Source organism: Mesorhizobium sp. M1399, assembly GCF_040317735.1.
In the GTDB taxonomy this organism is placed as follows: domain Bacteria; phylum Pseudomonadota; class Alphaproteobacteria; order Rhizobiales; family Rhizobiaceae; genus Mesorhizobium.
The window spans coordinates 237,552-263,676 of record NZ_JAMYKZ010000004.1 but is presented as its reverse complement, the minus strand read 5'-3'; the positions used below and the strand labels follow the sequence as shown (position 1 = coordinate 263,676).

General features: G+C 63.4%; 25 protein-coding genes. 16 read left to right on the top strand and 9 right to left on the bottom strand.

From position 1 onward, the window contains the following. Positions 1–10: 10 nt before the first annotated feature. From NKH05_RS08450 to NKH05_RS08440, 3 genes are read left to right on the top strand one after another with little or no spacing between them, the layout of a single operon-like run. Positions 11–625 (top strand): (2Fe-2S)-binding protein, encoded by a 615-nt coding sequence (locus NKH05_RS08450; RefSeq protein WP_352548009.1) that lies wholly within the window; start codon positions 11–13, stop codon positions 623–625. Between the two features lies 1 nt (position 626). Then, positions 627–1,649: an FAD binding domain-containing protein gene (locus NKH05_RS08445; protein WP_352481425.1), complete on the top strand. Its 1,023-nt coding sequence runs from the start codon at positions 627–629 to the stop codon at positions 1,647–1,649. A 3-nt stretch (positions 1,650–1,652) separates the two neighbouring features. Beyond that, entirely contained in the window at positions 1,653–3,932 is a 2,280-nt protein-coding gene (locus NKH05_RS08440; RefSeq protein ID WP_352481426.1) for a xanthine dehydrogenase family protein molybdopterin-binding subunit, read from the top strand. 46 nt (positions 3,933–3,978) lie between these two features. Here NKH05_RS08440 and NKH05_RS08435 read toward each other — a convergent pair whose 3' ends face one another. Continuing rightward, a complete protein-coding gene (locus NKH05_RS08435; protein ID WP_352481427.1) occupies positions 3,979–5,694 on the bottom strand; it encodes an HAD family hydrolase in 1,716 nt (571 codons plus the stop codon). 4 nt (positions 5,695–5,698) lie between these two features. Continuing rightward, positions 5,699–6,670: an SDR family oxidoreductase gene (locus tag NKH05_RS08430; RefSeq protein ID WP_352481428.1), complete on the bottom strand. Its 972-nt coding sequence runs from the start codon at positions 6,668–6,670 to the stop codon at positions 5,699–5,701. A gap of 546 nt (positions 6,671–7,216) precedes the next feature. On the opposite strand from NKH05_RS08430, the gene NKH05_RS08425 reads away from it, so the two are divergent. From NKH05_RS08425 to NKH05_RS08370, 12 genes are read left to right on the top strand one after another with little or no spacing between them, the layout of a single operon-like run. Beyond that, entirely contained in the window at positions 7,217–7,873 is a 657-nt protein-coding gene (locus tag NKH05_RS08425; protein ID WP_023720534.1) for a cytochrome c3 family protein, read from the top strand. Continuing rightward, on the top strand, positions 7,857–10,823 hold the full coding sequence (locus NKH05_RS08420) for a TAT-variant-translocated molybdopterin oxidoreductase (protein WP_353025255.1): 2,967 nt from the start codon (positions 7,857–7,859) through the stop codon (positions 10,821–10,823). The genes NKH05_RS08425 and NKH05_RS08420 overlap by 17 nt, the downstream gene beginning before the upstream one ends. Next, complete coding sequence (gene nrfD, locus NKH05_RS08415; RefSeq protein ID WP_352791460.1) at positions 10,816–12,183, top strand: NrfD/PsrC family molybdoenzyme membrane anchor subunit; 1,368 nt, start codon at positions 10,816–10,818, stop codon at positions 12,181–12,183. Before NKH05_RS08420 ends, nrfD begins: the two co-directional genes overlap by 8 nt. Beyond that, the gene (locus tag NKH05_RS08410; RefSeq protein WP_352791458.1) at positions 12,180–12,707 is read left to right on the top strand and encodes a DUF3341 domain-containing protein; all 528 of its coding nucleotides are present in this window, start codon (positions 12,180–12,182) and stop codon (positions 12,705–12,707) included. The genes nrfD and NKH05_RS08410 overlap by 4 nt, the downstream gene beginning before the upstream one ends. 2 nt (positions 12,708–12,709) lie before the next feature. Beyond that, positions 12,710–13,243 carry a c-type cytochrome gene (locus NKH05_RS08405; RefSeq protein WP_352495090.1) on the top strand — a complete coding sequence of 178 codons (534 nt, stop codon included), beginning with the start codon at positions 12,710–12,712 and terminating at the stop codon, positions 13,241–13,243. Then, complete coding sequence (locus tag NKH05_RS08400; protein ID WP_352481432.1) at positions 13,240–14,376, top strand: hypothetical protein; 1,137 nt, start codon at positions 13,240–13,242, stop codon at positions 14,374–14,376. The genes NKH05_RS08405 and NKH05_RS08400 overlap by 4 nt, the downstream gene beginning before the upstream one ends. Further along, the gene (locus NKH05_RS08395) at positions 14,369–14,821 is read left to right on the top strand and encodes a hypothetical protein (RefSeq protein WP_023720528.1); all 453 of its coding nucleotides are present in this window, start codon (positions 14,369–14,371) and stop codon (positions 14,819–14,821) included. Before NKH05_RS08400 ends, NKH05_RS08395 begins: the two co-directional genes overlap by 8 nt. Continuing rightward, positions 14,818–15,570 carry an SCO family protein gene (locus tag NKH05_RS08390; protein WP_353025253.1) on the top strand — a complete coding sequence of 251 codons (753 nt, stop codon included), beginning with the start codon at positions 14,818–14,820 and terminating at the stop codon, positions 15,568–15,570. Before NKH05_RS08395 ends, NKH05_RS08390 begins: the two co-directional genes overlap by 4 nt. Further along, positions 15,567–16,538, top strand: a complete 972-nt coding sequence (gene coxB / locus NKH05_RS08385; protein WP_023720526.1) for a cytochrome c oxidase subunit II — start codon at positions 15,567–15,569, stop codon at positions 16,536–16,538. The genes NKH05_RS08390 and coxB overlap by 4 nt, the downstream gene beginning before the upstream one ends. Beyond that, positions 16,535–18,172, top strand: coding sequence for a cytochrome c oxidase subunit I (gene ctaD, locus NKH05_RS08380; RefSeq protein WP_352481434.1), 1,638 nt, complete (start codon positions 16,535–16,537; stop codon positions 18,170–18,172). Before coxB ends, ctaD begins: the two co-directional genes overlap by 4 nt. 8 nt (positions 18,173–18,180) lie before the next feature. Next, positions 18,181–18,807: a cytochrome c oxidase subunit 3 gene (locus NKH05_RS08375; protein ID WP_353025252.1), complete on the top strand. Its 627-nt coding sequence runs from the start codon at positions 18,181–18,183 to the stop codon at positions 18,805–18,807. Beyond that, complete coding sequence (locus NKH05_RS08370) at positions 18,804–19,058, top strand: cytochrome C oxidase subunit IV family protein (RefSeq protein WP_352791025.1); 255 nt, start codon at positions 18,804–18,806, stop codon at positions 19,056–19,058. The genes NKH05_RS08375 and NKH05_RS08370 overlap by 4 nt, the downstream gene beginning before the upstream one ends. A 20-nt stretch (positions 19,059–19,078) precedes the next feature. Here the strand turns inward: NKH05_RS08370 and NKH05_RS08365 are convergent, their stop codons facing one another. From NKH05_RS08365 to NKH05_RS08355, 3 genes are all read right to left on the bottom strand, one after another. After that, positions 19,079–19,396 carry a DUF768 domain-containing protein gene (locus NKH05_RS08365; RefSeq protein WP_023720522.1) on the bottom strand — a complete coding sequence of 106 codons (318 nt, stop codon included), beginning with the start codon at positions 19,394–19,396 and terminating at the stop codon, positions 19,079–19,081. A 472-nt stretch (positions 19,397–19,868) separates the two neighbouring features. Beyond that, positions 19,869–21,269 carry a phospholipase D family protein gene (locus NKH05_RS08360; RefSeq protein WP_352495087.1) on the bottom strand — a complete coding sequence of 467 codons (1,401 nt, stop codon included), beginning with the start codon at positions 21,267–21,269 and terminating at the stop codon, positions 19,869–19,871. A 64-nt stretch (positions 21,270–21,333) separates the two neighbouring features. Continuing rightward, positions 21,334–22,149, bottom strand: a complete 816-nt coding sequence (locus NKH05_RS08355) for an endonuclease/exonuclease/phosphatase family protein (protein ID WP_023720520.1) — start codon at positions 22,147–22,149, stop codon at positions 21,334–21,336. A 181-nt stretch (positions 22,150–22,330) separates the two neighbouring features. On the opposite strand from NKH05_RS08355, the gene NKH05_RS08350 reads away from it, so the two are divergent. Next, entirely contained in the window at positions 22,331–22,741 is a 411-nt protein-coding gene (locus tag NKH05_RS08350) for a DUF427 domain-containing protein (protein ID WP_023720519.1), read from the top strand. 31 nt (positions 22,742–22,772) lie between these two features. Here NKH05_RS08350 and NKH05_RS08345 read toward each other — a convergent pair whose 3' ends face one another. From NKH05_RS08345 to ku, 4 genes are all read right to left on the bottom strand, one after another. Further along, positions 22,773–23,189 carry an HD domain-containing protein gene (locus NKH05_RS08345; RefSeq protein WP_023720518.1) on the bottom strand — a complete coding sequence of 139 codons (417 nt, stop codon included), beginning with the start codon at positions 23,187–23,189 and terminating at the stop codon, positions 22,773–22,775. 132 nt (positions 23,190–23,321) lie between these two features. After that, entirely contained in the window at positions 23,322–23,693 is a 372-nt protein-coding gene (locus NKH05_RS08340) for an avidin/streptavidin family protein (RefSeq protein WP_023720517.1), read from the bottom strand. Positions 23,694–23,768: 75 nt separating this feature from the next. After that, a complete protein-coding gene (locus NKH05_RS08335) occupies positions 23,769–25,169 on the bottom strand; it encodes a PAS domain-containing HWE histidine kinase family protein (RefSeq protein ID WP_353025251.1) in 1,401 nt (466 codons plus the stop codon). 93 nt (positions 25,170–25,262) lie between these two features. Then, complete coding sequence (ku, locus tag NKH05_RS08330; protein ID WP_023720515.1) at positions 25,263–26,096, bottom strand: non-homologous end joining protein Ku; 834 nt, start codon at positions 26,094–26,096, stop codon at positions 25,263–25,265. Positions 26,097–26,125: the final 29 nt, after the last annotated feature.

Here is a 26,125-nt window from a genome sequence, read left to right as displayed (position 1 = left end):
GGAGCCAGCCATGTCCGAAACCCCTCTTGCCAGCCTGAGCCGACGCAGTTTCATGACCGGATCCGTTTCGGCGGCTGCGGCAGGGCCGCTCATGGCCACGTCGGCAAAAGCCGCCGCCCCGCAACCTGCCGCTTCGGCCGAGCCGCGCGATCTGTCGGCGATTTCACTGCGCATCAACAAGCAGCCCTACAATCTCGCCCTCGACAATCGCACCAGCCTGCTCGACGCGCTGCGCGACCATGTCGGCCTGACGGGTACCAAGAAAGGCTGCGACCATGGCCAGTGCGGGGCCTGCACCGTTCTTGTCGACGGCAAGCGGGTGCTGTCGTGCCTGAGCTTCGCCGTGATGAACAAGGGCCATGAGATCACCACGGTGGAAGGGCTCGCTTCCGCCGACGGCAATCTGCATCCGATGCAGCAGGCCTTCATCGACAATGACGCCTTCCAATGCGGGTACTGCACGCCCGGCCAGATCATGTCCGCCATCGGTTGCATCAACGAAGGCCATGCCGGCTCCGAGGACGATATCCGCGAGTATATGAGCGGTAATCTCTGCCGCTGCGCTGCCTACCCCAACATAGTCGCGGCCATCGTGCAGGCCCGGGACGAAACAAGGAAAGCCTGAGATGCGCCCCTTCGTTTACGAGAGACCGGCCAGCGTGTCCGCGGCGGCCGCCATTGCTTCCCGTTTTGCCGCAGAGGGTGTTCCGCCGACCGAGGCCGCCGCGCAATTCATCGCCGGCGGCACCAATCTGGCCGACTACATGAAGCTTGGCGTGGCCCGGCCGGAACGGCTGGTCGATCTCAATGGTCTCGGTGACAGGGCCCTGCGGCAGATCGAGGTCGGCGACGACAGCATCCGCTTCGGCGCGCTGGTCCGCATGGGCGAGGCTGCTGACACAGGCGAGATCAAGCGCCTTTGCCCGATGCTTGCCGAAAGCCTGAAGTTCGCCGCCAGCGGCCAGATCCGCAACATGGCGAGCCTGGCCGGCAATGTGTTGCAGCGGACGCGGTGCGAGTATTTTCGCGAGACCTCCTGGCCATGCAACAAGCGCGAGCCGGGCTCCGGCTGCGCGGCCATGGAAGGCTTCAACCGGCAACATGCGGTCCTTGGCACCAGCAACGCCTGCATCGCCACCTACCACGGCGATTTCGCCCAAGCGCTGATCGCGCTCGGCGCGACGGTCGAGGTGGAGGCAAGGCGCGGTATGCGCAAGATAGCGTTTTCGAGGCTACATCGCCTGCCGGGAGATACGCCCAACGTTGAGACCGAACTGGCCTCCGACGAGGTGATCACGGCCATCGAGGTGCCGCTTGGCGCCTGGAGCCGCCGCTCACGCTACCTGAAGATCCGCGACCGCGAGTCCTATGCGTTCGCGCTGGCCTCGGCGGCCGTGGCTCTGGATATGGACGGCGACACCGTCAGCCAGGCGCGCATTGCGCTTGGCGGCGTGGCAACCGTGCCATGGCGGGCCAAGGCGGCCGAGGAAGCACTGAGCGGCAAGGCACTCGACGATGAGGCGGCCGAAGCTGCCGCCGAAGCCGCGTTCGCCGAGGCGAAACCGCGCGAACACAATGCGTTCAAGATACCGCTCGGCAAGCGCACGCTTGTGCGGGCACTGCTCGAAACGCGCGACATGAAGGTCTGACCCATGAACCAAGCTGCTCCCGCGCCGAAAGAGAACATGGGAAATCCCGTTCCGCGCATCGATGCCCGCCTGAAGGTCACCGGACAGGCCGGCTATTCGGCTGATCTTCCAACCGCCAATATGGCCTATGGCGCACTTGCTACCAGCAGCATCGCCAAGGGCAGCATCACCGCCGTCCGGCTCGAAAGGGCGCGTAAGGTGCCCGGCGTTCTCGATATCGTCAGCGTCGGCGACATGGACGGCATCGACAAGCCGAAATTCGGCAACACCGGTGCAAGTTCGATCGCGCCGCTGCATGACAAGGCCATTTTCCACGACGGCCAGATCATCGCGCTGGTGGTGGCTGAAACATTCGAGGCGGCCGAGGAAGCCGCGGCGCTGATCCGCGCCGACTACGCCGAAGAGACGCCCAGCGCCGGCTTCGATTCCAGGGGAACGGAGATGGAGCCGGCCGCCGGCAAGAGTCCGTTGTTCAAGGAGGACGTCAAAGCCGGCGACTTCGATGCTGCCTATGCCGCAGCCGCAGTGAAGATCGACGAGAAATATTCGACGCCGACCCAGCACCACAACCCGATCGAGCTGTTCTCGACGACGGCGGTCTGGCAGGGCGATCAGCTCACGGTCTATGAACCGAGCCAGAACGTCACCGGCTGGAAGGCCGAGCTCGCCCGGCAGTTGAAGATCGATCCGGCCAATGTGCGGATCGTCAGTCCCTATGTCGGCGGCGCCTTCGGCTCCAAGGGGCCGATGACGGCCCGCACGGCGATCGTTGCCGTTGCGGCCCGCCGCGTCGGCCGGCCGGTGCGCTGCGTCGTCAGCCGCATTCAGGCGTACGGCACGCAGACCTACAGGGCGGAGACCCGGCACCGCATCCGCATCGGCGCAAACCAGGACGGCCGCATCACCGCCTTTGCACACGAAGGCTGGGAAGTCACGTCGCGGCCCGATCCCTATGTCGTCGGTGGCACTTCGGCCACCGGACGCATGTACGATTACGGCTCGGTGCTGACCCACGTCTCGCTGGTGCATGCCGACCGCAATACGCCTGGCTACATGCGTTCGCCGCCGGAGACGCCCTATGTCTATGCGCTGGAAAATGCCATGGACGAGATGGCGGTGGCGCTCGGCATGGACCCGGTCGAGTTCCGCCGCGTCAACGAGCCGCAGAAGGAGCCGATCGGCGGCAAGCCCTTCTCCAGCCGCTCGCTCGTGAAATGCTACGACCAGGCCGCCGAGGCCTTCGGCTGGTCCAAGCGCGAGGCCGCGGTTGGCTCGATGCGTGACGGCGACTGGCTGGTCGGCATGGGCTGCGCCACCGCAATCTATCCGACGGCGGCTGCGCCATGCGCCGCCCGCGTCCGCCTGACCACTGACGGCGAGGTTCGCGTCCAATGCGGCTCGCATGAGATCGGCACCGGCGTGCGCACGGTGGCAGCGCAGATGGCAGCCGAACGGCTCGGGATAGAAATGGACAAGATCAGCGTCGAAATGGGCGACAGCGCCTTGCCGCCGGCACCGGTGTCCGGCGGGTCGATTTCGACGGCAAGCGTGTGCTCGGCGGTGCTGAAGGCCTGCGATGCCGTCCGCGCAAAGCTCTTCGCCGCGGCCGTCGCCGAAGCCGGGCCGCTGGCCGGGTCCGGCAACGCCAAGCTTGAAATGAGCCAAGAGAAAATCGTCGCGGACAACGGCAAATCGGCCAAGCTGTCGGATGTTTTCAAGACGATGCAGATCGGTGCGATCGAGGAATATGCCGAATTCGCGCCAAAGGGATCGTCACCGGAGGCGCTGAAGAAGCTCTATGCCGGGCAATCGGAGTTCCACGGCGGCGACCAGGACAAGGATTCGGTGAAATACGCCTTTGGCGCGGAATTCGTCGAGGTGCGCATCAACAGCCATACGCGCGAGATCCGCGTCCCGCGCATCGTCGGCGCCTTTGCCGCGGGGCGCATCATGAACACCCGCACCGCGCGCAGCCAGCTGATGGGCGGTATGATCTGGGGCATCGGCCAAGCCTTGCACGAGGCGACGGAAATCGACAAGCGTTATGCGCGCTACGTCAATCGCGACCTGCAGGACTATCTCGTGCCGGTCAACGCCGACGTGAAGCAGATGGAAGTGATACTGGTTCCGGAGATCGACCACGAGGTGAACCCGGCCGGCGTCAAGGGTTTGGGCGAACTCGGCAATGTCGGGACCGCGGCGGCGGTCGCGAGCGCGGTCTACCACGCCACCGGCAAGCGCATTCGCGACCTGCCGATCAGGATCGATCACCTGATCGTCTGACCTCTCCAACTCAGCCGGCTTCGGACCGGCTAGGCGCAGTTTGCATCTATTCCTTCGGCGCGGTGGCGGGCGCGGTATAGCGGCGGCGCACTGCGTCCAGGACGTGGTTGCGGCTCTCCTGCGCCGAAAGTGTGTCGTCTTTCTCCGCTTCGGCGGTTTCGCGCGCCAGCTCCTTATCCCTGATCTGGTGGCGAAACCATTTGGAATAGTCGCCGGCGCGCAAATGATGTTCCCAAGTCTTGTCGTCAATGCCCTCGGCGATCTGGGCGAAAATCATCAGATTATGGGCGCGCAGGTTCATCGCATGGTCGGGGCCGCGGAAATAGAAGCTGCCCTTCTCGTCGAGCTGGCCCTCGGCATATTTGCGGCTATGGCGCTTGAGCGACTGCCGCGGCTCGATCGGCTCGACCGTGCAAGGTTTCTTGTGCGCCTGCGGCCGCCAGAACAACACGTGCTCGTCTTTTGGAGAGCTCAGATCCTTGTCCTTTGGCGGTTCGGTGCCGGTCTCGCGACAGAATGTCTTGACGACCTTTTTCGCCTTGGGGCCGAGTGCGATGACGGCGGTGACCAGCCGCAATGCTTCGGTTGAGATCGCATCCGGATGAACGGTGATCAGGATCGTGCCCGGCAATTCCATCGCCAGAACCATTGGCGTGTCGTCGCGCCGCTTCGGCAAGAGGTGATGCGCTTCGTCGATGATCAGCCAGTGTGGTCGCGCGGTGCGGAAGCGAACACCGCCAAGGCCCGGCAGCAGGTCGGCAAAGAAGTCCGGCCGCTCGTTGACGCGCAGCGCCAGGCCGTTGACGACCAGATTGTTGTCCGGCTTCTCCAGGAGATCGAGCAGTTGCGTCTTCGTCGGCGCATTCGAGCCGTCGCCCAGCCGGACGGCGCCCTCGAGGCCGTCATAGTCGCCTTCCGGATCGAAGATGCAGAACTGGAACTTTCTCTCGACAAAGCGCTCCGTCAGTGCGGTCGCCAAGGTCGATTTGCCGATGCCGGAGCTGCCGGCGATCAGCACCGTATCGGTTGGCGACAGATACACCTCCTTGCCATCGTCCGAGCCAAGCAGAATGCCGTCGCGGTTCGGCACAAGCTCGCGATCGCGCTCGACCACCTTGGCGATCAGTTCCTCGACGCCTTTTCCGCGCGCGCCTCGTGTCACGAGATCCGCCGTATCCTTGACTGCCGGCAGTGCGTTGTCGACGGCGACGCTGAAGCCGCAGGCGCGCAGGAAGGCGTGGTCGTTTTCGGCGTCGCCGACACCGACGACGTTGTGCGGCGACAATCTGAGGTCCTGAAGCGCGGCTGTCAGCCCGGTCGCCTTGTTGATGCCGCTGGGCAGGATCATCACCGCGCCCTTGTTGAAGATGATTTCCAGCTCCAGCCCCAATTTCTTGATGACCTCGAGCGCGACAGCCTGATGCGGTTCCCAGGTGGCGACGATGGAGCGTCCGACCGAAAGCGGTTTGACACCGCGTTTCCTGAGTTTGGCGATGAACTCGGGGGCGGGCGGCGGAGATATCGCCCGCTCTTCCTCGCTGGCCGGCGTGTAGATCAGCGCCCCGTTTTCCGCGACCACCTTGTCGAAGATCGCAACTTCGGGAAAGACGCGTTTCAGGTCGGGCAGCTCGCGCCCGGTGACGAGAATGAGCTTGCGGCCGCTCTTCTTGAAGCGTTGAAGCGCCGCAAGTGTCTTTTCGGCGACAATCCCTTCATGCGCCAGCGTGCCGTCGTAGTCGGTGGCCAAGGCTATGAAATACATGTCGTCAGTAGCCGCCGACGATTGGCAATATCTCGCCGGTGATGTAGCTCGAGCAGTGCGGCGAGGCGAGGAACACATACGCTGGCGCGATCTCTTCCGGTTGTGCCGGTCGTTTCATCGGTGTGTCGGCGCCAAATTTCGAAACATCGCCGGCTTCCTTGTCCGAGGGGTTGAGCGGCGTCCAAACCGGGCCTGGTGCCACGGCGTTGACCCTTATGCCCTTGTCGACAAGGTTGCCCGAGAGCGCGCGGGTGAAGGCATGAATGCCGCCCTTGGTCATGGAGTAATCGACCAGTTGCTTCGATCCCTCGATGCCGGTCACTGAACCGGTGTTGATGATCGCCGAACCGGGTTTCATGTGCGGAACGGCCTCCTGCGCCATGTGGAAATAGCCGTAGAGGTTGGTCTTCAGCGTGGTGTCGAAATGCTCCTCGGTCAGCTCGCTGAAATCGCTGGAATGGACCTGGAAAGCGGCGTTGTTGACCAGCACGTCGATCCGCCCAAACTGCTGCACGATCTCAGCCACCGCGTTGTGGCAGTGGCCGCGTTCGCTGACATCGGCCTTGATCAGGATGCATCGCCGACCTTCGGTTTCGACGGCCCTTTTGGTCTCTTCGGCGTCCTTGTCCTCCGACAGATAGACGATCGCCACATCGGCGCCTTCACGTGCATAGAGCACGGCCACCGCGCGGCCGATGCCTGAATCGCCGCCGGTAATGACGGCCACTTTGCCGTCGAGCTTTTTCGATCCGATATAAAATGGCGCATCGTAAAGCGGCGCCGGCTCGATCGCCCATTCATGCCCCGGCTTCGGCTGGTGCTGCTCGGGGAAGGGCGGCTCGGGATATTTGCGGGCACCGGCCTGCATGGCGCCTTTTGGCTTGCCCTTGGACTTGGACTTGTCCTTCTCGTCGATACGGCGCTGGATGTGCCGTTGCTTGGCGGCCTCGCCGGCGATTTCCGATTTCATCTGCATGGTCATCTCCCTGGCTTGAAACCCAACAACGCACGTCCGGCGAAAAGGTTTATGCGACCACTTCATTCCTTCAGCCCGGCGACCCGCTCCAGCAGCGGCCGTTGCAGCCGCGGTAGATGGCCGACGACGCTGAAGGCCGCGTTCCTGAAGCTTTGCATGATGCCATTGTCCGACCGGGCCATTGACAGGATGCGCTCGCTGAGGGTGATCCACCGTCGCCCTATCGGGTGGCGTTAGCTTGTGTAGCCGGCCAGCGTGCCTTCGACGAAACGCCTGGCGAATGATGCGGCGAGATTCATGCCGCGCGCGCCCAGCGGCGAATGGGATGGAGGTCGGGGATGGTCATGATGGTTGTCCGGGTGAAACGAAACGTGACCTCATCCGAACGCATGGAGTGTTCGATGGTTTCCGGTCAGCCGACCCGATGGGCCAGGGCGGGGTAACCATTCTGTGATCTCCGCTGCCCCGGCCGGAACTTACCCACGCAGCCGCAGTTAGGGGCTTTGGCGGGTGGATACGGTTGCTGGATGTGAAATCGGCGAGGGGATGCCGCAGGTCTTTTCAAGGAGCGCCAACGGCATTTCACGCTTCGCTCTGTGGGGCGCGTGTTTCATGGCCATCTTTGCGGCTCTCGGCGGTACCGCCATCCTGCGTTCGGACTTCGTCACCGGCGTTGGCCGGCCGTTGGCGCAACCAGTGCCGTTCAGCCACAGGCACCATGTCGGCGAGCTCGGCCTCGATTGCCGTTATTGCCATAGCGGCGTCGAGACTTCGTCATCGGCTGGTCTGCCGGCGACGGAGGTGTGCATGACCTGCCATTCGCAGCTCTTCACCAACGCGGACATGCTGGCGCCGGTACGGGCGAGCCTTGCCTCCGGGCAGCCATTGCAGTGGCAGCGGGTGAACAGTGTGCCCGACTTCGTCTATTTCAATCATTCGATCCATATCGCGAAAGGCGTCGCCTGCGAGACGTGCCATGGCGAGGTCGACGACATGCCGCTGATACGGCGGGCGCACGCGCTATCGATGGAATGGTGCCTGGGATGCCATCGCGATCCCGAGCCCAATTTGCGTCCGCCGCAGGACGTGTTCCTGATGCACTGGAAGCCGCCGGCCGGCATCGCCGAAATCCGCCGGTCGCTCATCAGCCTTCTCGATATCCACCCCGAGACCATGACCGACTGTTATGTCTGCCACCGCTGACAAGCCGATTGCGGCTCCAGACATGGCCGGCCTGCGCGAACGGCTTTCGCCTGGTCCGGAGCTGTGGCGGAGCCTCGACGAACTCGCCGATACACCGGAATTCCGCCGCTTCGTCGATGCCGAATTTCCTTCGATCGCCGAGCGCATCCCGGCGCGGCTCGACCGGCGCACGCTGCTGAAGCTGATGGGTGCATCGCTGTCGCTGGCCGGGCTTGCCGCCTGCAGCCGGGCCGAAGACATCCTGCCTTATATCCGCCAGCCGGAAAACATCGTTCCCGGCCGGCCGCTTTATTACGCGACCACGCTGTCGAGCGACGGCTACGGCATCGGTGCGGTGGTCGAAAGCCATGAGGGCCGGCCGACCAAGGTGGAAGGCAATCCCGACCATCCGGCCTCGCGCGGCGCGACGGACGCTGTCATGCAGGCGGCGGTGCTGTCGCTGTTCGACCCCGATCGCTCGCGCATGCCGCTGAAGCATGGCGAACCCGCAGCCTATGACGACTTCCTTGCCGACATGGCCGAGCTCACCTCGCGGCTCGCTGGAGCTGGCACGGCGCTGCTGATCGAAGCAACGACCTCGCCCACCATGAAGGCGCAGCTCGAGGCGCTGCGCGCGCGCTATCCCAGGCTGAGGCCGTTCCGGCACGATCCCCTGGCGACGCCGTCCGGCACCGAAGCCACACAGATCCTGTTCGGCAGGGCGCTTGCACCGGTCTGCCGGTTTGATCGCGCCGACGTGATTTTCAGTCTCGACGCGGATTTCCTGGGCGAAGGCCCCGGTCGTCTCGCCTACGCCCGTGATTTCGCTGCAAGACGCCGCGTGCGCCGGGCGGACGATACGATGAGCCGGCTCTATGCGGTGGAGTCGACGCCGACGATCACCGGCGCTGCCGCCGATCATCGCCGGCCGGTGCGGCCGAGCGAGGTCGAAACCGTCGCAGCGGCGCTGAGCGCCGTGCTTGGCGGCGAAGCGGCGCCAAGCGCCTTGGCATTGGACCCGACCTGGCTGGCTGCCGCCGCGAACGACCTGAAGGCGGCCGGCCGCTCGGCGCTGATCGTGCCGGGCGCCCATCAAACGCCGTTCGTCCATGCCGCCGCTCTTGCCATGAATGCGCGGCTTGGTGCGCTTGGCAACACCGTGGAACTGATCGAGCCGCCCGACGCGATGCCCATCGAGGGCGACCTCGCGGCACTTTGCCAGGCGATCGCCGCGCGGGACATCGACACCGTTGTCATACTTGGCGCCAATCCTCTCCACACTGCGCCTGCGGGACTTGATGTCCACGACGTGTTTTCGCAGCTGAAGCTTCTTGTCCACTGGGGTCTCCACCGCGACGAAACCGCCTTCGTCGCACACTGGCATATCCCTGCTGCGCATGATCTCGAGAGCTGGAGTGACCTGCGCGCCCATGACGGAACCGCGTCGATCGTGCAGCCGCTGATCAGGCCGCTTTACCGGGGGCGGACCGTGCATGAACTCCTCGCCGTGCTTGGCGGTGAATTAGCTGTTTCTGCGCTGCAGCTCGTCCGCCGGACCTGGGCGCAGACACTGGACGATCCTGCGTGGCGAAAGGCGCTTCGCGACGGCTTTGTGTCCGGCAGTGCCAGCATTCCAGCCGATGTCGCGATGCCCCCGGATTTGCGCGGCCTGAAGCCGCGCATCGAAGCGGCAAAAGGCGTCGAAATCCGTTTCGTTGCCGATCCCTGGCTGCGCGATGGACGCAATGCCAATTCGTCCTGGCTGCAGGAGCTGCCGCGGCCGCTGAGCAAGATCGTCTGGGGCAACGCAGCCCTGATGTCGCCGGCGACATCAGGACGGCTTCAGGTGGAAAACGGCCGGGTCGTCAACATCGCCTCGAACGGCATGGACATCGATGCGCCGGTCTGGATCATGCCTGGCCATCCCGACGACACCGTGACGCTTGCTCTGGGTTTCGGCCGGAAGCTCGGTTCGGTGGCAGCACTCGCTGACGGCCACGACGCGTACAGGCTGCGAAGCCCTGAGGCTCCCTGGATCGTCTATGGCGCCATGATCACGCCGCGCGACAGCAGCGCACGGGTCATCACCACACAACACCACCAGGCGATGGAGGGCAGGGCGATCGTTCGCCATGCCTCGCTCGATGTCTTTCGCAAAGATCCGCACTTCGTGCGCGACGGCGTGCCGCCGACGCCAAGCGAGTCGCTCTATCCTGACTGGCAATACAGCCAGGAAGCCTGGGCCATGTCGATCGATCAGTCGGCATGCATCGGCTGCATGGCCTGTGTTTCTGCCTGCCAGGCGGAAAACAACATCGCCACCGTCGGGCCGGACGAGTCGGCACTCGGCCATGAAATGCATTGGCTGCGGATCGACCGCTACTATTCCGGCCCGCTCGACGATCTCGACGTCTTTTTCCAGCCCGTGCCTTGCATGCATTGCGAGAAGGCGCCGTGCGAGGTCGTCTGTCCGGTCAACGCCACCACCCACACCCATGACGGGCTCAACGCGCAGGTCTATAACCGTTGCATTGGCACGCGCTACTGCTCGCAGAACTGCCCCTACAAGGTGCGGCGCTTCAACTTCCTGGACTTCCAGGAATTCGACAAGGATGCCGCGGGACCTGAACAGGCCGTGCACAATCCAGACGTCAGCGTCCGTTCGCGCGGCGTGATGGAGAAATGCACCTACTGCGTCCAGCGCATTTCCGAAAAGCGCATCAAGGCTCAGATCGAAAACCGCGCCATCGCCGACGGCGAGGTGGTGACCGCCTGCCAGCAGGCCTGCCCGACGCAGGCGATCGTCTTCGGCGATCTCAACAGCAAGGGCGCCAGGGTGGCGCAGGAAAAAGCGGCACCGCATCACTACGCCTTGCTCGAGGAGCTGAATACGCGACCGCGCACCACCTATCTCGGCAAGATCATAAATATCAATGGCCGTCTCTCGTCAGGCGGGAAAGCCGATGGCTGAGGCTTTTGCTGCAAAACCGGGCGCATTGCCCGTTCTGCATGGCAGGCACGACCTTCCGGAGATCAGCGGCCGTATCAGTGCGATCGTCCTCGACGGCAGGCTGCCGCGCTATTTCTGGGCAGCTTTTTTTTCCTGCTTCGTCTTCGTCCTCATCTTCCTCTATTCGATCACCTATCTGATCTCGGTCGGCGTTGGCGCCTACGGCATCAACGTCCCCGTCGTCTGGGGCACGATGATCGGCAATTTCGTCTGGTGGATCGGCATCGGCCATGCCGGCACGCTGATCTCGGCCGTGCTCCTGCTTCTGCGCCAGCCATGGCGCGCCTCGATCAATCGCTTTGCCGAGGCGATGACGCTGTTTGCCGTTGCAATGGCCGGGCTTTTCCCGATCCTGCATCTCGGCCGCCCGTGGTTCTTCTACTGGTTGCTGCCGCTGCCCAACACCCATATGCACTGGCCGCAATGGCGCAGCCCGCTGGTCTGGGATTTCGCGGCGATCGCCACTTATGCCAGCGTTTCGCTGATGTTCTGGTATATGGGCCTGCTGCCCGATCTCGCCGTCCTGCGCGACCGAGCGAAATCGCGCCCGGCGCAGCTGTTCTACGGCATACTGGCAATCGGCTGGCGCGGTTCGGCCTTTCATTGGGCGCGCTATCAGACGGTCTATTTCCTGATGGCGGCACTGGCCACGCCGCTGGTCGTCTCGGTGCATTCGATCGTCTCGCTCGACTTCACCTTCGCCATCACGCCGGGCTTCCACTCGACGATCTTTCCTCCCTATTTCGTTGCCGGAGCGCTGCTGTCCGGCTTCGCCATGGTGCTCACCATCGCCATCCCGCTGCGCTGGGCGTTTTCGGTCCAGGATCTGATCACGCTGCGGCACATGGACAATGCCGCCAAGCTGATGATCGCCGCCGGCATGATCGTCATCTATGGCTACGCGTCCGAGGCCTTCTTCGCCTGGTATTCGGGCGAGATCTACGAGCGCACGATGATGTGGCAGCGCGCCTTCGGACCTTATGCGCCGCTGTTCTGGGCCATGCTCGCCTGCAACGGCGCAGTTTTGCAATTGCTCTGGTTCCGACGGGTGCGCCTCAACATGCCGGGGCTGTTCGCCATTGCACTCATCATCAACGTCGGCATGTGGATCGAGCGCTATGTCATCGTCGTCACCGGGCCAAGCCGCGATTACCTGCCGTCGTCCTGGGGCGAGCAGTCATTGAGGTGGCTCGACTTCGGCATCCTGTTCGGCTCGATCGGCACCTTCTTAGCACTGGTCTTCCTGTTCATCCGCATCCTCCCGGCCATCACCATCTTCGAGGTCGAGGAGCTGGCCGAGGAAAGGGGCAGCGCAGGATGAGACTTTACGGCGTCATCGCGGCTTTCGCCGATCCCGAAGCGCTGACCGAGGCGGTCCGCACCATGCGGGCGCGTGGCTACCGGCGCATGGACGCGTTCTCGCCATTCTATGTGCGTGGGTTGGCCGAGATGCTCGGCATGCGCAAGACGCGCTTGCCGTGGGCCATCCTTGGCGGCGCCGTCGCTGGCGCGGTGTTTGTCTACGGGCTGATCCTCTATTCGGTCGAGATCGACTATCCGCTCAATGTCGGCGGCCGGCCGCTGCATTCCTGGCCGGCCTTTCTCGTCATTGCCTTCGAGGCGGCGATACTTGGCGCCGCGCTGGCCGCATTCTTCGGCGGGCTGGCCGCCAATCGCCTGCCCGAATATTACCACCCGGTCTTCAATGCCACGAGCTTCACCTACGCGCGCGGCGGCAAGTTCTACCTGCTCGTCGAAGCCGCCGATCCGAAGTTCCGCAAGGGCGTGACCAAGGGCCAGCTGACCCGGCTTGGCGCCGAAACCGTCGAGGAGGTGGAGGCGTGAACATGCGCACGAGTCTGCTGGCGGCAGCCTTGCTGCTCGCCGGCTGCCGGCAGGACATGGAGGACCAGCCGCGCTACGATCCGCTCGAAAAGAGCAACCAGTTCGCCAACGGCATGTCGGCGCGGGCGCCGGCCGAGGACACGGTCGCACGCGATGCCGATCTTTCGCCGGTGCCGGACACGTTTCCCTATCCGGTCACCATGACGCTGCTGCGGCGAGGCCGGCAGCGCTTCGACATCTTCTGTTCGCCTTGCCACGGCCGCACCGGCGACGGCCACGGCATGGTCGTCGAGCGTGGCTTTCCAGCGCCGCCCACCTATCATCAGGACGCGCTGCGCAAGGCGAGTGACGGGCATTTCTATGAGGTCATCAGCTACGGCTATGGCGCCATGTTTTCCTACGCGGCGCGCGTCCCGCCTGCCGACCGCTGGGCGATCGTCGCCTATATCCGCGCCCTGCAATATTCGCGCGAGGCGCCAATTGCCGAACTGCCGGAAAGCCTCCGCGCCGAGCTCAATGCGGAGCCAGATCGATGATGCGGCTTGCCACCGAACGTTTGATTTTGCCGGCGCTTGCCGTGGCCGCCGCCGGACTTGTGCTTTGCGCCGCGGGATTGGCCTTCGACCTCAGAGCCATGTTGGCCGGCTGGCTGCCTGCGGCGCTGTTCCTGCTCGGCCTGCCGCTCGGTGCGCTGACCATCCTGATGGTGCATGGGCTGACCGGTGGCCGCTGGGGCGAGGCAATCCGCCAGCCGCTACGCGGCTTGGTCACGACGCTGCCGCTGGCGCTGCTTCTGCTGCTGCCGGTTCTGCCCAGGCTCGACCTGGTCTTTCCCTGGGCGAGTGCCGACGCGGCTGCATTGCCCGAGACGGTGCGCCTGAAATTCTCTTATCTGAACGTTCCGTTCTTTTTGTTGCGCTTTGCCGCCTGCGCTGCGATCTGGCTGGTGCTGGCGTGGCGCGTGCTCGACTGGACAACGACCGATAGCGGCCGCGGCAGCGCCGGCCGCGGCAAGGCCTATGCCGCTGGATTGATTGCGCATGGGCTGACGGTGACGATCTTTGCCATCGACTGGATGCTCTCGCTCGAGCCGGAGTTCTCCTCGACGATCTATGCGCTGCTGGAAGCATCCGCCGAAGTCGTCGGCGCTTACGCTCTGGCAATGACGGTGCTGTGTGCGAACCGCTCGATCGAGGTCATGCCGGGCGGCGAGGAGGATGTCGCGCTGAGCGAGGATTTGGCCAACATGCTGTTCGGCTTCGTGCTGCTATGGGCCTACCTGTCGTTCATGCAATGGCTGGTGACCTGGGGCGGCGACCTGCCGAACGAGATCCGCTGGTACCTCATTCGCAGCAGCAATGGCTGGCAATATCTGCTCTGGCTGCTGATTGCGCTGCAATTCGCGATCCCCTTTGCCGGGTTGCTCAGCCGGGATCTAAAGCGCAGCCATGCCGGCCTTCTGTCGATCTGCGGCATCGTGCTGGCCGGCCATTATGTCGATGTCCTGTGGCGGATCAGACCGCCGCTTGCCGGTGGCGGTGTGACAGCGTTCTGGTGCGACCTTGCCGCGCTGGCAGGAGCCGGCGGCCTCTGGCTTGCGCTGCTGCTTTTCGTGCTTGGCCGGCCGGACGGTATCGGCTTCTGGCGCCGGGGGCCGGCGCATGGCTAGGGCGGCCCGCCATCCCGAAACGCGCGATATCTGGCCGGGCGCGCTGCTTGCCTTCGCGGCCGGCTTGCTGCTGTTCCTGGCGGCATCAGCCATCGTCCTCGGGCTCGTCTTCGACACCAGACCGTTGTGGCCGCTGCCGGGGCCATCGTCGGCCGGCAACCGAGCCAGTCCCGCCTTGCAGCGCTTTCCGGAAGACGACCTAGCCGCCTTCCGCAAGGCGGAGGAGCAGGCACTGAACAAAGTCGGCTGGGTCGACCGCACCGCCGGCATTGCTCGCATTCCGATCGAGGACGCCATGTGGGCGATCGTCAGCCACGGTTTGCCGAACTGGGGGCAGCCGCCGGCGGCCGCCGGCGCCGACTGCGGATTGGTCGAGGCCGAGATACCACGCGCGCCACAGGCCGCTCGCTGCCGGACCGCGCCAGGCCAGGGAGGCCGGCCGTGAAGGCTTGGCTAACCGCTTTTTCCCTCCTCGTGGTGCTGCCCGCCTCAGCCGTCGCACGCCCGGCCTTCGATCCCGAGATCGGCGCACAGCTCAGCCTCGACCGGGTGTTTCGTGATGCATCCGGCGTGCAGCGCACGATCGGCCAAACGCTTGCGGGCCGGCCGGCGCTGCTGATTTTCGGCTATGACAAATGCCCGAACCTTTGTGGTGTGACCCAACAGGCGGTCGCTTCGGATTTGAAAAAGACGTCGCTCGATCCCGAAACCTATCGCGCTTTGTTCGTCTCGATCGATGCCGCCGACACGGCCGGTGATGCGAGCGATGCGCAAACCACCGTCGCCGCTGTGGCCGACGCGAGGAACCTGTCGGCATGGCGGTTCCTGACCAGTGCCGACGGCGCCGGTGCCGCCCTTGCGGCGGAGGCTGGCATCAGCTTCGACACACGCGCCAGGATCGACCAGTTCGCCCATCCGATCGCCGTCATCGCGCTGACGCCGAAAGGCCGGATAGCGCAGGTGCTGCCGGCGCTGAGCTTCACGCCGCGCGATCTTAAGCTTGCCCTTGTCGAGGCATCTTCCGGCAAGCTCGGCTCGATCGCCGATTATGCCTTCCTGCTCTGCGCCGGCTTCGATACCTCTAAGGGGCAATATACGCCGGCGATTTGGGCTGCCTTGAAGCTCGCCAGCATCGTGATGGTGGTGGGGTTGGCGACGGCCATACTGCAGCTGGCGCGCAGGAGGCGGGCGTGAGCTTCGGTATCCGGTTTTTCCCGCCGGAAGCCTCGTCGATCGCAAGCAGCATCGATGCGTTGTTCTATACATTGCTGGCCTTCGCGGCCGCGCTCGGCCTGTTCCTGACCGTTCTCGTGGTCGGCTACGCCGTCAAATATCGCGTCGGCTCCGCCGCCGACCGTACCGGGGCGCGTGCCCGCAGCCTGCCGCTGGAGATGACATGGAGCATTGCCAGCCTGGTGATGGCCTTCATCTTCTTCGGCTGGGGCGCAGTCCTGTTTGTGCGGCGCGACCATCCGCCGCCGGACGCTATCGAGATCGCCGGCCTCGGCAAGCAATGGATGTGGGAGTTCCGCCATTCCGGCGGCCAGCGTGAGATCAACGAGCTGCACGTGCCGGTCGGCAAGGCGGTGGTGGTGTCGCTGGCATCGCAGGACGTCATCCACTCCTTCTATGTGCCGGCCTTTCGGGTGAAGCAGGATGCGGTGCCGGGACGCACCACCAACGTCTGGTTCATTGCCACCGAACCGGGCCGCTACCATCTGTTCTGCGCCGAATATTGCGGCACCCAGCATTCCGAAATGGGCGGCTGGGTAACGGTGCTGGCTCCGGAGCAATATGCGTCGTGGCTGGGCAGCCAAGATGAAGGCGAAAGCCTCGCCGCGAGCGGCGGGAAACTGTTCCGCGCGCTCGGCTGCTCCGGCTGTCATGGCAATTCCAGTAAGGTGCGGGCGCCCGGCCTCGATGGGATTTTCGGCCGGCCGGTGGCGCTGGCGAACCGGCAGACGGTCATCGCCGACGAACGCTATCTGCGCGATTCGATCCTTGTCCCGAACAAGGAAATCGCCGCCGGCTACCAGCCGGTGATGCCGAGCTTCGACGGTCTGGTCGATGAAGCCGAGTTGCAGATGCTGATGGCCTATCTCAAGTCGCTTTCGTTCCAATTTCCCTCGTTCCCGGCGGCAAACAGCGAGGCGCCGCAATGAATCGCGATTTGGCGCCGGCAAACTATCTCAGTGAGGGTGCCTGGCCGCGCGCCTGGCTGCTGACAACCGACCACAAACGGGTAGCGTGGCTCTATCTCGTCTCGCTGACGGCCTTCTTCTTCCTCGGCGGTGCGTTTGCCGTGCTGATGCGCATCGAGCTTGCGACGCCGGCCGGCGACCTGGTCTCCGACGATGTCTACAACCGGCTGTTTTCGCTGCACGGCATCATCATGGTATGGTTCTTTCTGGTGCCGTCGATCCCGGCGACGCTCGGCAATTTCCTGTTGCCGCTGATGATCGGCGCGCGCGATCTTGCCTTTCCCCGCCTCAACCTGGCCAGCTGGTATGTCTTCATGTTCGGCAGCCTGTTCGCGCTCGCCTCGGTGCTTTTGGGCGGCGTCGACACCGGCTGGACCTTCTACACGCCGCTGTCGACGCTCTATGCCAACGGCTTTGTCTCGACCGCGGCATTTGGCGTTTTCATCGTCGGCTTTTCGACAATCATGACCGGCATCAATTTCATCGTCACCGTCCACACCTTGCGGGCGCCCGGCCTCACCTGGTTCCGGCTGCCGATCTTCGTCTGGACGCTGTACGCCACCAGCCTGGTGATGGTGCTGGCAACGCCGGTGCTCGCAGCATCGCTGATCCTCATCGTGCTGGAGCGCGTCTTCGGCATCGGCATCTTCAATCCCGACCTCGGCGGCGATCCGCTGTTGTTCCAGCATCTGTTCTGGTTCTACTCGCACCCCGCCGTCTACATCATGATCCTGCCGGGCATGGGGGTGGTCTCGGAAGTGCTGCCGTGCTTCAGCCGCCGGCCGCTGTTCGGCTACAAGGCCGTCGCCCTGGCTTCAATGGCGATCGCCGTCTTCGGCTTTCTCGTCTGGGGCCACCACATGTTCGTCAGCGGGCAGTCGGCCTATGCCGGCGTGGTGTTTTCGTTCCTGTCCTTCTGCGTCGCGATCCCATCGGCGATAAAGGTGTTCAACTGGAGCCTGACGCTGCGCAAGGGCGAAATCAGCTTCGAGACGCCGATGCTTTATGCCCTGTTCTTCCTGGCGCTATTCACTTTTGGCGGGCTGGCCGGCCTTTTCCTTGCCGCCCTCGCCGTCGACGTCCACGTTCACGACACCTATTTCGTCGTCGCCCATTTCCACTACATCATGGTCGGCGGCATGGTGACCGCCTACATGGCCGGGCTGCATTTCTGGTGGCCGAAGCTCACCGGCCGCATGTATTCGGAGATTTGGGGCCGTATAGCCGCGGCTGTGACCTTCATCGGCTTCAACCTGACCTTTTTTCCGCAATATGTGCTCGGCTTTTTGGGCATGCCGCGGCGCTACCATACCTATCCGCCGGAATTCGCTTTCTGGCACATCCTGTCGTCGGCAGGCGCCGTGGTGCTGGCGATCGGCTATCTGATGCCGCTCCTCTATTTGGCGTGGTCGCTGTTTCGAGGCGCGCGGGCGCCGGATAATCCATGGCGAGCCACCGGGCTCGAATGGCAAACAAGCTCGCCGCCTCCGGCGCATAATTTCGATCGCATGCCGACCGTCACCAGGCCAGCCTACGATTATCCGATGAAAGGCCTGACCGAGAAACGGTCGGACCCGGTGGAGGATCTGGTTTGAAGTCACCGATGACAAGCATCGCCTTCGACCGGCCGGCTCGCGAAACGGCAGCCGACAGCTTTGCCATGTGGGTGTTCATCGGCTCCGAGGCGATGCTGTTCGGCGCCATCCTGCTCGTCTTCATGTTTGCCCGGTTGAGTTATGGCGACGCCTTCGCCGGCGCGGCGAAGCATCTGTCGCTGCCACTGGGTACGGCCAATACCGTCGTCCTGATCACCAGCAGTTTCGCCATGGCGCTCGCCCATATGTACACGGCCGCGCGGCGATGGCGCGCCGCCGGCCGGGCATTGGCTGCGACGGCGCTGCTCGGCGTCGTCTTCCTGGCGATCAAGGCGACGGAGTACGCCAGGGAATTCGGCGAAGGGCTGGCGCCGGTGCTCGCCGCGCCTTTCATCTATAAGGGCCCGGATCCTGTCCATGCCGAATTCTTCTTCGGCCTCTATTTCGCGATGACCTCACTGCATGCCTTGCATCTGATTTGCGGCGTAATCGTCATCGGCGGCATCCTCGCTCTGTGGCCGCGCACGATCGAGGCCAGCCGGTTCCGCCGCGTGCAGGCAATCGGCCTCTATTGGCATTTCGTCGATATCGTCTGGGTCTTCCTGTTCCCCGTCCTCTATCTGATCAACAGATGAGCGAGTTCCGCAAACTCACGCTTGCCTATGTCGGGCTTCTGGCCTTGCTGGCCCTGACTGTCGGCTCGTCCTTCCTGGCGCTTGGCGCCTTCAATTCGGCACTCAACCTGACGATCGCCGCGGCCAAGGCTGCCGTCATCGCCATCCTGTTCATGCATCTGCCCAGCGCCGGCGTCCTGCCGCGTCTTGCGGTCGCTGCTGCCGGGCTTTGGCTGATGATCCTGTTCGGGCTGACGCTGATCGGACAATAGGCCGAAGCGGCGCACCTCGTTCATACCCTTACAGCGGCTCCGGAACGGCTTTGCACGGACGGCTTTTGCTCGGCCGCGGGCATGGAAGCCCTTTGGCCATCGCCATTCAGATGCCGGGCCTCGTCCTCGGCTGCGTCTTCAAGCTTGGCGACGAGCAGATCCTTGAGGTCGCCAACCTCTTCCTCGATGTCTTCGATGGGTACGCCGGCGTCGGCCGCCTCTTCCTCGCATTCCCTGGCGAGGATTTCCGCCTCTCTTTCAAGCCTGATCGGAGGCGGCGGCACATGAACGTTTTCGTGAATCCAGTCCTGCAAGAATTCTATCGCACTATCACTCATGGGGCTCACCTGTAGCGGCAAACTGTAGTGCCATTAACGTACGTGCTGCAAAATGGATGCTTGGCAACGCCGGATTTCGAATAGCGATACTTGACAATAGCGTGATCGCCAAGGAGCTAGAGCTTTGCAGCCAGGGAAATCATTTGGCGTCGCAGAAATGCGGCTAACCAGACAGTTGGAGCGGGATGTAATTTGAAGGCATCCCGCCCTAAGACGCGTTGCGCCGTCGCGCCGGTGTTGCGCGATTCGGGTCGCCGGACGGCCGAACATCGTCATCTGCGGCAGATCGTGTCGGCCGCTCAGCGACACGGTCGGCGCGCATTTTGCGTTTATGCGCCATCCAGAATGGCAAGAGCTCGGCAAGAAAACTGTATATCGTGGTCTTCATCGGCATGCTCCGGACAACGGTTACAACTCGTCATCCCGGAGTTCCGTTCCAGCAAAGAGTTGCGTTCCGGCAAATCCGTCGCCTCTACAATTGCGATTCGATAGGCAGGCATCCAACCAGCGCTGCAACGATGCGCCGATAGAGACTGGCCTCGGGTTCATGCGAGTATTGCCGCATCTCGCCATCCGCCATGCCGAGCCACCGCAAGGCGCCTTTGTCCAAGACCAGCTGGTAGCTCGTCTGCGCCGACTTTTCGCGCTCGAACCGCCGGCGCAACTCCATCACCAGATTGGTATCATGGAAAAGCACGCCCATTTCCGCATTCAACGACACCGAACGCGGATCGAAATTGAAGGAACCGACAAACCCCAACGTGTCGTCGACCGTGAAGGCCTTGGTGTGGAGGCTGGCTCCCTTTGAGCCGAAAACGGAGATGTTGGCCTGGCGGTCGAATGGCTGCAATTCGAAAAGCTGGATACCCTTTTTAAGCAGCTTGCGGCGGTATTTGGCATAGGCGCCGTGCACGGCGGCGACGTCCGTCGCGGCGAGCGAGTTGGTCAGGATTGCAACCTCGGCGCCACGGTCCACCAGCTTCGACAGGATGGCCAACCCGGTGCGGCTGGGGATGAAATAGGGCGAGACAATTTCGAGGCGCTGCCTGGTCGCCGCGATAGCGGGAAGCAGCTCCTTTGTCAGCCAGTTCCTGCGCCTCTTGCCGCGCACCTTTTCCGGCGGATCGGAAATGACGCGAACGCCTTTCGTCCAGCAGACGTCGCTGTGCGCTACAATGAACTCCGTGATCGTGCGCCAGGCACGCAGGCTGTTCAAAAGCTGGCCGTCCGCGGTCGCATCGAGATTGTCGAGGAAATCGGCGCGCGAGCCCGCCGTAGCCGGATTGAGCAGTTGGATCGGCTTTGCCGCCTCGCAATTCCAGAACGCCTCGAAGATCTGCATCGTCTGCCCTACGGCAGGACCGAGAAGCAACAGGTCGAGATCACGAAAATTCGTCTCCGCAGCGTCGAAATAGGCATCGCCGATGTTTCTTCCTCCGACGATGGCCAGGCTCTCGTCGGCGATCCAGGCCTTGTTGTGCATGCGGCGGGTCATCGCAAACAGCCGGGCGACCATCTCCAGCGAGCGAAAGATGCTGCCGTTCCTCATGCCGCTGGGGTTGAATAGCCTCAGCTCGATGTTCTTGTAGCTGTTGAGCGCCAGGTAAGCGGCGTCGCTGTTGCGCGGATTGATATCGTCCAGCAGCAGGCGGACGCGGACACCGCGCTCCGCCGCCTTGACGACCTCCTGCATAAGCAGCCGGCCGCTATGGTCGTCGTGCCAGAGATAGTACATCAGGTCGAGGCTGCTGGTAGCACTGCGCGCGGCAAGGATTCGCGCGGCAAACGCGTCATAATTGTCGGCGATCAGCAGCAGTCCGCTATTACCGGCCGCGATCTTGTCCTGGGCAAACCGCGAAATGGCTGTATCCATGAAATGCACCGGCGAACGTCAGCGAAGCAAACGATCTGAAAATCTGACTAACAACCCTTCAGGTTCATTCTGGTTGCAGTCGCGGCTGCCTTATCGCGTCCAGGTTCAGGCGGGCCTTGATGGGCAGATGGTCGGAGGCGCGCTGCGCCAGCGGCGTCTTGTGCACCTCGATGCTGGAAATGAGGTGCGGCGGCCTGGCCAGGATGCGGTCGAGCGCAAACAGCGGAAAGCGCGACGGAAAGCTCGGCAGAACCGCATCGATCGGACCGAAATGCGGCAGCAGGGCCAGCAGCGAAGACCTGTTGCGGACGCGCCACTCGTTGAGATCGCCGAGCAAGATTGTCGGCCGCAGAACCGGGTGCGTGGCTTCGACAAGCGCGTTGGCTTGCTGCGAGCGCGAGCGCCGCAGCAAGCCGAAATGCGCGGCTATGATCCTGAGCGAGACGCCCTTCAGCTCCAGGTCCGCGATAACCGCGCCGCGCGGCTCGAGGCCGGGCAGCCGGATCTGGTTCACGCTTTCGACCACGCCGCGTCGCGCCAGGATCAGATTTCCATGCCAGCCATGGCTGCGGCGGTTTTCCGGGACATGTGTGGGGACGAGATCGCTGTCGCGCTCGAGTGCTGCGAGATCCAGCAATCCCTGCCTGCTTCCGGTCCTTTCGTCGGCCTCCTGCAAAGCAATGATATCGGCATCGAGCTCCTTGACCACGGCCGCGACCCGCTCCGGATCGAACCTGCCGTCGGTGCCGACGCATTTATGCACATTGTAGGATGCGACCGTGGTGCAGGAAATTTCACTGCCGGGTGCCGTAAACCGCGGCACTTCCCTTCGCAGCGCAGCGCCAAGCGACCTTGGGAGGGTAGGCGATCGATCCAGCATGTGGTCCATTTGCGGTTGAGTCGGCGAGTGGCGGCCATTGCGATTATGGCGCGTGCGGAGGTCTGAAACAACGACGACCTTGCAAAACCGTTCCACCACCGGCCTCGGCGCGCCCGCGGTCTGGAACTCAGACGGGCAACAACACGTTTCGGGAAGGCAGCGCAGTCAACGGAGAAGTCGAATGCAGTCCTTAGCCGCAGATTCCGCCCCCCGCCCAGGCCCGCTCAGGATTGTCCCGTTCGATGGAACTGTGACCGTTCGGTTCTCCGATGCCATTATTGCGTCGAGCGAGCGGGCAAAGCTGCTCTATGAAGACGGCCATGATCCGGTTTTCTACATCCCCTTCGAGGACATCTATTTCGACCTGTTGGAGAAGACGAACACAACGAGCCACGGCGCGCTGAAGGGCACGGCAAGCTATTGGCGTGTTCATGCGGTCGGTTCGTCGGCAGAAGACTTCATGTGGGCCTACGAGACGCCCGACACCCCGGCATTGGCGATCGCCCGCCATGGTGCGTTCGATCCCGACCGGGCGCGGATCGAGGCCGATCCCGCGGAAGACAAGCGGCACACGCCGCACGTCACCGAGTAGACCCACATCGGCGATAGCCGCCAGCTGTCCGTCAGCTCGGGAACTCTTCCTTGAGGATGCGCAGGCCGTCTTCGTATTTCGCCGTCGAGGCACCGATCTGCCGTGCCTGCCATAGATTGTCGGCGAGATCGGCGCGCTTGACCGGCAATGCCAGCGGGTTAGCCGCGGCCCTGCGAACGAAGGCGGCATCGTCCTCGTTCGGCCGCCGCGTCATGGCATCGACGGCAGATACGATGGACGGTCCAAACCCGGCCGCCTCAAGCCGGTCGCGGTTCCAGCCGTCGCCTTTTTCGATGACGTCGTGAAGATAGGCGATGGCTTTCTGGTCGAGCGTTTCGACGGCATCGACGACCCGGCGGCAATGTTCGATATAAGGCCTTCCAGTCTTGTCCGCCTGTGCGGCATGGGCCTGTTCGGCGATTTTTGCCGCGCGATACAGCACGCTCATCGGATCGACCCCGTAACGAACAGCGCATTCCTGGCGCACCAACGCGCCATAGTCAGCGCGAGTTCCGATGCACAACGGGACGCCCTGCTCCCTCACTTGCGTGCTGAATGCCGCCGCAGCAGGCGCGACACGTCAGGAGACGCGTTCAAAACTGTCGAGGCTGGTTCCAAAGGCGCGCCAGGCGGGGAGTTTCCTGGCTCGGGCCGGCGCCCCTTCCTTTTCCGCCGACAAAGCGGCATCGGCAACAGTGTGCCACAGCATCTCCAGCTTCCCGTTCCTGAGGATGCCGGTATAGCTCACCGCTGCGGCTCCGACCCGCCCTTCGGCCGCGCAGGTGAAGCCGATGACGTCTCCATGGCAGGCACCGAACAGCGGCACCGTCATGCCGAAGAAGGCGCTGTCCTCCAGCGCCGTCCTGAAGGTTCCGCTGATCCGTCCGCCTTCTTCGCCGGTTATTTCGACCACCGACCCGTACTGGTTCCGCCAGGTGCCCAGCCAACTCATCGTTGCTCCTCCTGATTGCCTCCACAGGGATTGCGTTGCCACACGGCCGCCAAGCCGCGGCCGGTGTAGCGGCCTTCAATCAGCCGCGATGCCAGTCATCGACATCTGCACGAAGTGCAGCGGCGCCTCCAGCGTCCAGGTGATGCCGCTCGTGTCGAATTCCAGGCGTCCGGTGCCGCTGAGCGCCTGCGGCGTGACGCGTTTGAGCACAACCGTTCCGAAACCGCGTCGCGTGTTTTCATCCACCAATGGCCCGTCCAGTTCCCGCCAGACAAGGCGGAAGCCGTCGCTGCCATCGGCGGCTGGCATCACGGTCCATTCGACCTCGACCCGTCCGTCATGGCGCGACAGCGCTCCGTGCTTTACCGAATTGGTGGCCAGCTCGTGAAAGGCCATGCCGAGATATTGCACGGCGTTCGGCTGCAGCATGATCATCGGCCCGCTCATCGACAGACGGGCCTGTGTCGCGAAGGCCTTGGTCTGGGCATGGATCAATTCGCCGATAGTCGCGCCGCGCCATTCGGCATCGACCAGCAGATCGTGCGATTCCGAAAGCGCCATGATGCGTTCCCGGACCTGTGAAAGGAAAGCCTCTGGCGTCCCCGCCAGCTTGCTGGTCTCGCGGATCATCGAGACGATCACCGAGTACTGGTTTTTGACGCGGTGGTTGACTTCGCGCATGAGTGTGCGGATGCGCCGTTCGCTCTCCTTATGCGGGCTGATGTCGCGCGCGATCTTGGAGGCGCCGATGATACGCCCGATGCCGTCGCGTATCGGCGAGATGGTGAGCGAAACCGGTACCAGGGTGCCGTCCTTGCGCTGCCGGATAGTCTCGTATGAGGGAATCCGTTCGCCGGCGCGAATGCGGCTGATAATCATGGCTTCCTCATCCAGGTGGTCGGGCGGGATGAGGATCGTCACCGGGCGGCCGATCGCCTCGGCGGGCGTGTAGCCGAACAGGCGTTGTGCGGCGTCGTTCCAGCTGGTGATAATGCCGTTCAGGTCTTTCGACACGATCGCGTCCATCGAGGATTCGACGATGGCAGCGAGCCTTATGCCGACGTCGTCAGCCAGCGCCTGGGTGCGGAGGTCGAGCAAGGTGTTGATGGCGCCGACGACCTCGCCGGTCGCATCGCGAAGCAGGGCCGGGTGCGCGCTGAACGGGATGAACTGGCCGTCCGGCCGCTCGACGATCGCCCGGCCCCCACGAACGTCCCGCTCTTCCAGCAAGGCAACGGCCATCGGACATTCGTCGTGCGCCATCGGTCGCCCGTCGAGGTGGCGAAGCTTCCATGAACCGCACCAGCGGTCCTGGCCGATAACCGGACGATATCCCCAAAGATCGGCAGCGGCTTCGTTGAAGAAGGTGATGTAGCCTTGTCTGTCGGTGGTGTAGACGGCCACAGGCAACGCCTGCATCAGATCGGCGGAGGAAACTTGCGGGATTCCGCCAGTCTTTAGTTCAACGACGTCCACCAGTCCCCCGCTCCGCTTGGCTTGCCGACGGATTGCTTCGTCATCTAAATGCGCGCGAGCGTTTTCGGTTCCGTTCGGTCTGCTTTCGGACATTCAGGCTGATTTGCGTTTCGCGGCCGTTCCCGGACCTTTGCTCGGAGCCTTGCCGCCTTCTTGCGCCAGGCTCTTGCGCAGAACATCGGCGAGATTGACGACGTTCGTCCTCGGCTCGGGTGCCGGCTTGGGCGGTTTCTTGCCCTTGCGCTTGGCTTCGATCATCGCAACCAGCGCCTGTTCATAAGTATCTTCGAACTTCGACGGGTCGAATTTGGCCGGCTTCTTGTCGATCAGCAATTGCGCGATTTCCTGCATCTCCGGATCGACCTTGCGATCCTTCAGCCCTTCGAACACCGCGTCCGCCGCGACCACTTCATTGTGGTTGCGTAATTCAGTCATCACCATGCCCTTGCCCAGCGGCTGGATCAGCACCTCTCGGCCACGCTGGTAGAGCACGACGCAGGAGCGGGCTGCTACCTTTTTCCTGGCCATGGCGTCCCGGATCACCGCGAAAGGCTCCGTGGAGGGCGCGTCGGCCGGAACGAGATAGTAGGGTTTTTCGAGGTAGCGTGCGTCGATTTCGGCGGCGGGCACGAACTCGCCGATCTCGAGCGTATGCTGCGATACCATCTTCAGTTTCTTGATTTCGTCCGGCTCAATGCGGATGAACTCGCCCTTTTCGACCTCGTAGCCCTTTACCTGCTCGGCCGCCTCGACCGTGTCGCCGGTCTCCTCGTCTATATAGGCGCTCTTGACCGGAAGACCGTCCTTGCGGTTCAGGATCCTGAAATGCACTTTCTCGGCCTCGCTGACGGCGCCGATGATCTTGACGCCACAGGAAACAGATCCGACTTTCATAAAGCCCTTCCAGGCAGCTCGTGGCGTCGCCATGTCGATCACTCATTTGCCGAACGGACGGA